At 74.2% G+C, this 9,137-nt stretch carries 5 protein-coding genes; 4 read left to right on the top strand and 1 reads right to left on the bottom strand.

All coding sequences use genetic code 11. From position 1 onward, the window contains the following. Positions 1–145: 145 nt before the first annotated feature. Complete coding sequence (locus ACZ4W9_RS40025; RefSeq protein ID WP_467944171.1) at positions 146–1,369, bottom strand: trypsin-like serine peptidase; 1,224 nt, start codon at positions 1,367–1,369, stop codon at positions 146–148. 397 nt (positions 1,370–1,766) lie between these two features. Between ACZ4W9_RS40025 and ACZ4W9_RS40020 the strand changes: the two genes are divergently transcribed. The 4 genes from ACZ4W9_RS40020 to ACZ4W9_RS40005 all read left to right on the top strand — a co-directional run bounded on the left by ACZ4W9_RS40020 (position 1,767) and on the right by ACZ4W9_RS40005 (position 9,019). Continuing rightward, the gene (locus ACZ4W9_RS40020; RefSeq protein WP_467944170.1) at positions 1,767–3,512 is read left to right on the top strand and encodes a diaminobutyrate--2-oxoglutarate transaminase family protein; all 1,746 of its coding nucleotides are present in this window, start codon (positions 1,767–1,769) and stop codon (positions 3,510–3,512) included. 289 nt (positions 3,513–3,801) lie between these two features. Further along, positions 3,802–5,928 (top strand): IucA/IucC family protein, encoded by a 2,127-nt coding sequence (locus ACZ4W9_RS40015; protein ID WP_467944169.1) that lies wholly within the window; start codon positions 3,802–3,804, stop codon positions 5,926–5,928. 48 nt (positions 5,929–5,976) lie between these two features. Beyond that, complete coding sequence (locus ACZ4W9_RS40010; protein ID WP_467944168.1) at positions 5,977–6,747, top strand: GNAT family N-acetyltransferase; 771 nt, start codon at positions 5,977–5,979, stop codon at positions 6,745–6,747. Positions 6,748–7,042: 295 nt separating this feature from the next. Then, positions 7,043–9,019, top strand: coding sequence for an ATP-dependent DNA helicase (locus ACZ4W9_RS40005; RefSeq protein WP_467944167.1), 1,977 nt, complete (start codon positions 7,043–7,045; stop codon positions 9,017–9,019). The last annotated feature ends 118 nt before the right edge of the window (positions 9,020–9,137 follow it).

The raw sequence follows: 9,137 nt of genomic DNA, 5'->3' as shown, positions 1-9,137 counted from the left end.
GGTCTCCCTCCCGGTTTGGGGGAAAGGGGAGTGGGGGTGGGATTTGTTCTTTTCCGCTCGGGTTCAAGGGGAACCGGGGGGGGGACCGGCCCCCTCCCCCCCCGTTCTCCCCCTGCCCCTCGTCCTGCGCACGGCGCCGTCGGGCTCAATGCCCGGCGAACTGCTCGCTCACCGAGTCGTAGACGCCCTTGGCCACCTCGCCCAGCCGGGGACCGGCCAGCCAGCCCGCGTTCACCGGGCCGATGGACGTGTTGGACACCAGCGCGGGCTTGCCGTCGGCGCCGGTCTCCACCCAGCCGCCGCCGGACGAGCCACCCGTCATCGTGCAGCCGATCCGGTACATCGTCGGGTCGGACTGCTGGAGGGACAGCCGGCCCGGCTTGTCCTGGCACCGGTACAGCAGCCCGCCGTCGTACGGCGCCGCCGCCGGGTAACCGGACGCCGTCACACTGTTCACCTTCGCCACGGCCGGCGCGTCGAAGTCGACCGGCAGCGCCCCGCCGACCGTCTCCTCCAGCGACTTGCCGCCGCTGCCCTGCTCCGGCGTCACATGGATGACCGCGAAGTCGTACGCGGCACCGGCACCGCCCGTCTTGCCGCCCTCGCTGATCCACTGCTGCGAGGTCTTCGCCGCGTCCGCCCACCACACGCCGTACGGGGCGACCTGGGACCGGCCGGCGTTCTGCAGCTCGGCCGACGACAGGGCCTGGTCGTTGTACGACGGCACGAACGCGAGGTTGCGGTACCAGCCGCCCTTCTTCCCGGCGTGCACACAGTGACCGGCCGTCCACACGAGGTTGGACTTGCCCGGGTGCGCCGGGTCCTGGACGACCGTCGCCGAGCAGACCATGGTGCCCTCGGGCGCGTCGAAGAGCAGCTTGCCCGAGGTGGCCGCGCTGGCGTGGTAGGGCGCGCTGACCGCCTGCGCCTTCACCGGCCGCGGCGTCGGGTCCGTCACCCCCTGGTCACCGGAGATGTCGTTGTCGTCGACGCCCCGGTCCGGGTCGTCGGCCTCCCGCATCCGGTCCGGGTCCCACAGACCACTGATGACCGGGTTGACGAAGTCGTTGGCCTCGCGCAGCCAGTCGTCCTTGTCCCAGTTCTTCCAGGCGCCGTTCTTCCACTTGTCGAGGTCGATTCCGTGGTCCTTGAGACGGCGCTTGAGGTCGTCCGGGATGTGGATCTTGCCGTCACCGGTGCCCGCCGCGCTCGCGGTGGCGCCCGGGTTGCCGTCGTCGGTGCCGCCGCTGTCGCAGGCGGTGGCGGTCAGCGCCAGCGCCGAGACGAGGGCGACCGCCGTCAGCGAGGCCGAGGTGCGGCGACCGCCCCTGCCTCGCCGAGCGGTGAACGACGGCCGTATGGATCGCATGGTCTTGACTCCCCCTGCTGTGAAGGAACTCGGCGCTTCGGCCCCGGCACCGGCGGCGAACTCGTGGACGGTTCACGCTGGTCCCGCGACCTTCTGGGAACGGCATCACACACTATGCGGTCGCTGTGGGGGAGTTCCGCCCGGGCGGCAACGGTTCCGTCACAGGCTGCCCGAACAGGGCCGTGCCGCAGCGGGGTTCGCCCGCCGCGCACCCCGGTCCGGCGGCCGTCCGCCCGCTCTCGCAAGCGCGATGGGAAGCCTCACCTCACCTTCCGTCCAAGGATCTCCGGGCCACCCCGTAACCGGCCGAACGGTCGGAGGTTGTAGCCGGTGGGACCAGCCGTCCGTGCCCGGTCCCGACCAACTCGCCTTTGACCAGCCGGAAGGACAGCGCGCCGTGGCCGTTACGGAGTCGATGGCGGAAGGCTCGCCCGGAGAAGCGCGGGCCGTGCACGAGGGGATCCTCAGACGCCAGTCGGCGCGCGAGTCCTCGGCGCGCACCTACGCCCGAGCCCTGCCCATCGTTCCCGTGCGGGCGCGAGGGCTCACCATCGAGGGCGCCGACGGCCGCCGTTACCTGGACTGTCTCTCCGGTGCCGGCACCCTCGCCCTCGGCCACAACCACCCGGTCGTCCTGGAGGCCATCCGCGGGGTCCTCGACTCGGGCGCCCCGCTCTCCGTCCTCGACCTCGCCACCCCGGTCAAGGACGCGTTCGTCACCGAGCTGTTCCGCACCCTCCCGCCCGGCCTCGCCGACCGCGCCCGCGTGCAGTTCTGCGGACCGGCCGGCACCGACGCCGTCGAGGCCGCCCTCAAACTGGTCCGGACCGCGACCGGCCGCACCGGCGTCCTCGCCTTCGCCGGTGCCTACCACGGCATGACCGCCGGCGCCCTGGCCGCCTCCGGCGGTGCCCCCGACGTCCGGGTCGCCCGCCTGCCCTACCCGCAGGACTACCGCTGCCCCTTCGGCATCGGCGGCCCGCCCGGTGCCGAACTCGCCGCCCGCTGGACCGAGTCCCTCCTCGACGATCCCAAGTCCGGCGTGCCCCTGCCGGCCGGGATGATCCTGGAACCCGTCCAGGGCGAGGGCGGAGTGCTCCCCGCGCCGGACGACTGGCTGCGCCGGATGCGCCGGATCACGGCGGACCGCTCCGTCCCGCTGATCGCCGACGAGGTCCAGACCGGCGTCGGCCGCACGGGCGCCTTCTGGGCCGTCGACCACAGTGGCATCACCCCCGACGTCATGGTCCTGTCCAAGGCCATCGGCGGCAGCCTCCCGCTGGCCGTGATCGTCTACCGCGACGACCTTGACACCTGGCAACCCGGCGCCCACGCCGGCACCTTCCGCGGCAACCAGCTCGCCATGGCCGCGGGCGCCGCCACCCTCGCCTACGTCCGCGAGAACGCCCTCGCCGAACGGGCCGCCGCCCTCGGCTCCCGCATGCTGACCGCACTCGCGGACTTCGGCCGTGAGTACGCGTGTGTGGGGGACGTACGGGGCCGGGGGCTGATGATCGGCATCGAACTGGTGAATCCGGAGGCGGACCGAGCCGCTCGGGAGGCGGCTCGGGGTGCCGGGGAGCCGACCGGCCCGGCTGATCCCGGTGGTTTCGCCGGCCCTGGTGGCGTGGGTGGTCAGGCGGGGCCTGACGGGCTGTCCGGCCGGGGTCCGGGTGAGCGCGGCGGTTCCGGCCGGCCGTCTCATCCCGGCGGGGCCGGTGGTTACGGTGTTCCGGGCGACGGTGGCACCGGCGCCCACGCCCCGCTCGGGGCCCGCGGGATTCCTGGTGCCCGTACCGGCCGTACGGACCCCGATGCCCCCAGGGACCCCGCGGCCCCCGCCGGCCTCGGTGAAGGCGGCGCGGCGGCGGCCGGGTGGGGCGCCGGCCGCACGCCGTTCCCGCCCGCACCCGGACTCGCCGCCGCCGTGCAGCGCGAGTGCCTGCGGCGCGGGCTGATCGTCGAACTGGGCGGCCGGCACACCTCCGTCGTCCGGCTGCTGCCGCCGCTGACGATCAGCGACGAACAGGCCAGGGCGGTCCTCGACCGTCTGACCGACGCGATCGCGGCGGCGGCCCGCGACCACGAGACCCACGGCCCGCACCGGCCACGCCACCCCGGCCCCGGCCAGCACAGGAGCTGAGAACCCCACCGGCCCGACGACACCACCGGGACCCGCCCTTCAGACCGTCACCGCGTTCCTCCCCACCCGCCCTCCTTCCGGGCATCCGGGCCGACACCGGCCGTCGGCCACCGCACCCGGCCCGACACCGGCCGTCGGCCGCCACCTCATGGCCGTCCCGTGCGGCCCGCTCGCCCGCGTCGGCCGCATGGCCGCTCGGGCACACCGTCCGCCGCCCGGCAGGGCGGCCGAGCGGACGACGGAACCAGCCCGCACCGCCCCCCGTACCACCAGCCCCAGAGGAGCCGTCATGAACGCCACTCCCCACCTCGACGGCCGCTCCGGCGCCCCCGACGACCAGGGAGACCCCGCCCCCCGGCCCGCCGCCGTACCGCTCACCGGCTCGGTCCCCCGGCAGAAGCGGCGGGAGCCGGACACCGGGCGGCGGACCGCGCCCGGTCCCGCCCCGCTGGAAGACCCCGATCCGCTGGAAGACCCCGACCCGCACTCCGCGGCCGAGGCCGCCGCCGTGGAGAACCTGCTGCGGTGCTGGATCCGCGAGACCGGCCTCGCCGCTCCCGTCACCGGAAGCCTCCACATCCCGCTGCCCGCCAGCGGCACCGCTCTCGTCGCACCCGTGCGGTACTGGTCCCCGACGGGCTGGCACCGCCTCGGCCCACCCCGCCTGGCCTACGCGCCCGACACCGCCCCGCCCGTCGACGCCGTCACCCTCGCGGCCCTCCTGACCAGGGAATCCACCAGCCCACCGGCCACCACGGACCCCGACGCCCCGGACGCTCGCGCCGACTGGGACAACGGCCATGGCACCGGCCCGGCGCCCACGGCCGGCACCCACTCGCGCCCCGGAAGCGACGGCGACGGCCGTGGACTCCGCCCTCGCCCCGGCCCTGACGGCGGGGCCACCGACGCTCGGCTCGCCGCTGCCGGCCGCGTCACCGGCCCTCCGGCCGGCGGCGATCTCGTGGCCCGGGTCGCCGACTCCGTCCGCCGCACCGCCGAGTTCATCCGGCACCGGCGCGAAAACCCCGCCGACACCCCCGATCTCTTCCTCAGCGCCGAACAGGCCCTCCTCCTCGGGCACCCGATGCATCCCACCCCGAAGAGCCGGGAGGGCCTGACCGAGGCCGAGGCCGACCGGTACTCACCGGAGACGCACGGCTCCTTCCCCCTGCACTGGCTCGCTGTCTCCCCCTGCCTCCTCGCGACCGACTCGGCCTGGACCGAGCGCGGCCGTCCCGTTCCCGCCAGCCATCTGATCCGGCGCCTCGCCGGCACCGAACTGCCACTGCCCGACGGCCACACCGCCCTGCCGCTGCACCCCTGGCAGGCACGCGAGGTGCGGCACCGCCCGGCCGTCGCCGCACTGCTCGACTCCGGGCTCCTCCGCGACCTGGGACCGCTCGGCACCCCTTGGCACCCCACCTCCTCCGTGCGAACCGTGCACCGGCCCGGTGCCCCCGCGATGCTCAAGCTCTCGCTGGCCCTGCGCATCACCAACTCCCGACGGGAGAACCTGCGCAAGGAACTCCACCGGGGAGTCGAGGCGCACCGGCTGCTGCGCACCGGCCTCGCCCGGCAGTGGCGGGCGGCGCACCCCGGCTTCGACATCGTGCGCGACCCGGCCTGGCTCGCCGTGGACGCCCCGGACGGCCGGCCCGTGCCGGGACTCGACGTGATGATCCGGCACAACCCGTTCACCCCGGCCGACGATGTCGGCTGCGTCGCCGGACTCGTATCACCCCGCCCCCTCGCCGTACCGCCGCACCACCCCGCACCGCGGCGCACCACGTGGCCGGTGCGGTCGCGTCTGGCCCGTCTCGTCGCACGGCTCGCGGCACGGACCGGCCGGCCCGTCGGCGTCGTGTCGGCCGAGTGGTTCCTGCGCTACCTGGAGCACGTCGTCCGCCCCGTCCTCTGGCTGGACGGCGAGGCCGGGATCGCCCTCGAAGCGCACCAGCAGAACACGCTGCTCCTGCTGGACGCCGACGGCTGGCCCGCCGGTGGCCGCTACCGCGACAACCAGGGCTACTACTTCCGCGAGTCCCGGCGTGCCGAACTGACCGCCCGGCTCCCCGGTCTCGGCGACCACAGCGACACCTTCGTCCCGGACGAGGTCGCCGACGAGCGCCTCGTCTACTACCTCGCCGTCAACAACGTGTTCGGCCTGATCGGCGCCTTCGGCTCCCAGCTCCTCGCCGACGAGCGCCTGCTCCTCGCGGCCTTCCGCCGCTTCCTGACCGGCCTGGCCGCGGGGCCCACCCCGTCGCGCACCGCCTTGCCCGGCCGCCTGCTCGACTCACCCGTGCTGCGCTGCAAGGCCAACCTGCTGACCCGGCTGCACGGCCTCGACGAACTCGCCGGCCCGGTCGACACCCAGTCCGTCTACGTCACCATCGCCAACCCCCTGCACAACTGAGCGCCGCACACATCCCGCCCACCTCGCCTCCTGAGAGGAGAGAGCACCGTGCCTTCCATCGACGCGACCGTCCCGGCCGGCCCGGCCCCCGCCCACCCCCACGGCCCCGGCCCATGGCCCGCCGTCACGGACCCCCGTCCCTTCCCGTTCGGCCCGTTCACCGCAGAGGACGACGCCCCGGACAGCGATGACACGCTGGACCTGCGACTGCCCCCGGAGTTCCTCGCCCTCCGCGCCGCGACGACGGCGGACCTCCTCGGCCGGGTCACCACCTGGGGCCCGGTCGCCACCCCCGCCGGCTCCTTCCGGCTGGTGCCCGTGCGCATCGATCACGACCTGCCGCTCGTCCACCGCTGGATGAACGACCCGGAGGTGGCCGGCTTCTGGGAACTCGCCGGGCCCACGCGGCGGACGGAGGACCACCTGCGGGCCCAGCTGCACGACGACGGACGCTGCGTGCCGTGTCTCGGCGTACTCGACGGCACGCCGATGAGCTACTGGGAGATCTACCGGGCGGACCTGGACCCGCTCGCCCGCAGCTATCCGGCCCGTCCGCACGACACCGGTATCCATCTGCTCATCGGCGACGCCGCGGACCGGGGGCGAGGGCTGGGCTCCGCCCTGCTCCGGGCCGTGGCCGACCTGATCCTCGACCGGCGTCCCGCCTGCCCCCGCGTAGTGGCGGAACCCGATCTGCGCAACATCCCCTCCATCGCCGCCTTCCTCAGCGCGGGCTTCCGGTTCGCGGCCGAGATCGACCTGCCCGGCAAGCGGGCCGCCCTCGTGATCCGGGACCGGGTCCTGCGCGATGTGCTGTAGCGTCACGTAATCGTGTGCTCACCATGAGAGACGAGTGGCGGTGCCGCGGTGTTCCCGGACGGGAGAAGAAATCCGCCGCGTGTGCGGTCCCGGCAGGGCAAGGGGGCCGCCGGCCGTCCGACGGCCACGACGCGCCACCACCGCCTCGGAGCCGCCGCCTCCCCTTCCGAGGAGCCGCCACACCCGCGCGTCCCCGCCACCCCACCACCACCCCAGGAGCCCCGGCCGTGATCCCGCCCCCCGCCCCCGCCACAGCCCCCCGTTTGTCACTGCGGGGCCGTAGGGTGGTCAGGCTATGACGAAGCCCTCCCTCCCCGAACTCCTGCATGCCGCCGTCGCCGCCGTCGGCGGCACGGAGCGCCCCGGCCAGGTGACCATGGCCGAAGCGGTCGCCGAGGCGATCGACGACGGATCCCACCTGCTGGTCCAGGCCGGCACCGGCACCGGCAAGTCGCTGGGATACCTCGTGCCCGCGCTCGCGCACGGCGAGAGAGTGGTCGTCGCGACGGCCACGCTCGCCCTGCAGCGTCAGCTCGTGGAGCGGGACCTGCCGCGCACGGTGGACGCCCTGCACCCGCTGCTGCGCCGCCGGCCGGAGTTCGCCATGCTCAAGGGCCGGTCGAACTACCTGTGCCTGCACCGCCTGCACGAGGGCATGCCGCAGGACGAGGAAGAGGGGCTCTTCGACCAGTTCGAGGCCGCCGCGCCCACCAGCAAGCTGGGCCAGGACCTGCTGCGGCTGCGGGACTGGGCGGACGAGACCGAGAACGGCGACCGGGACGACCTCACCCCCGGTGTGTCGGACCGCGCCTGGGCCCAGGTGTCGGTGTCGTCGCGGGAGTGCCTGGGCGCGTCGAAGTGCGCGTACGGCGCCGAGTGCTTCGCGGAGATGGCCCGCGAGCGGGCCAAGCTCGCCGAGGTGGTCGTCACCAACCACGCCCTGCTGGCCATCGACGCCATCGAGGGCGCCCCGGTGCTGCCGCAGCACGAGGTGCTGATCGTGGACGAGGCGCACGAACTCGTCTCCCGCGTCACCGGCGTCGCCACCGGTGAACTGACGCCCGGCCAGGTCAAGCGTGCCGTGCGCCGCGCCGCCAAGCTCGTCAACGAGAAGGCCGCCGATCAGCTCCAGACCGCCGCCGAGGGCTTCGAGCGGCTCATGGAACTCGCGCTCCCGGGCCGTCTGGAGGAGATCCCCGAAGACCTCGGCTACGCCCTGATGCAACTGCGGGACGCCGCCCGTACGGTGATCTCCGCGATCGGCGCGACCCGCGACAAGTCCGTCCAGGACGAGGACGCGGTCCGCAAGCAGGCGCTGGCCTCGGTGGAGTCGGTCCACGACGTGGCGGAACGGATCCTGAACGGCTCGGAGTGGGACGTCGTCTGGTACGAGCGGCACGACCGGTTCGGCGCGTCCCTGCGGGTCGCCCCCATGTCGGTCTCCGGTCTGCTCAGGGAGAAGCTCTTCGCCGACCGGTCCGTTGTCCTCACCTCGGCGACGCTCAAGCTGGGCGGCGACTTCAACGGCGTCGGCGCCTCGCTGGGCCTCGGCCCGGAGGGCACCGAGGGCGAGGACCTGCCGCAGTGGAAGGGCATCGACGTCGGCTCGCCCTTCGACTACCGCAAGCAGGGCATCCTGTACGTCGCCCGACACCTGGCGCGGCCCGCGCGCGACGGAGACCGCGCCGACATGCTGGACGAGCTGACCGAGCTGATCCAGGCGGCCGGCGGGCGCACCCTCGGCCTCTTCTCGTCCATGCGGGCCGCCCAGCTCGCGGCGGAGGAGCTGCGCTCCCGCATCCCCGAGTTCCCGATCCTGCTCCAGGGCGAGGAGACGCTCGGCGAGCTGATCAAGAACTTCGCCGCCGACCCGCAGACGTGTCTGTTCGGCACGCTGTCGCTCTGGCAGGGCGTCGACGTCCCGGGCCCCAGCTGTCAGCTGGTCGTCATGGACAAGATCCCGTTTCCGCGCCCCGACGACCCGCTGATGAGCGCACGCCAGAAAGCGGTGGAGGACGCCGGCGGCAACGGCTTCATGGCGGTCGCCGCCACCCACGCGGCCCTGCTCATGGCACAGGGCGCCGGCCGCCTCGTCCGGGCCTCCGGCGACCGGGGCGTGGTGGCCGTGCTGGACCAGCGGCTGGCGACCGCGCGCTACGGCGGCTACCTCAAGGCGTCGCTGCCGGACTTCTGGTACACCACGGACCGCAACCAGGTCCGCAGGTCGCTCGCGGCGATCGACGCCGCGGCGAAGGAGGCGGAGGGAAAGTGATCCCGGGTGGCCGGTCGACGGCCACCCGGGCGGGCGCGGGGGGGGGGGGGGGGGGTGGGGGGGGAGAAAGGGAGAAAGAAAGAGGGAAGGGGGAGGGGGGGAGGGGGGAGGGGAGGAG

The sequence above is a fragment of the Streptomyces sp. NPDC029296 genome, assembly GCF_055569255.1.
The sequence above is the reverse complement of the archived record's forward strand: the minus strand, read 5'-3'. Positions and strand labels throughout refer to the sequence as shown.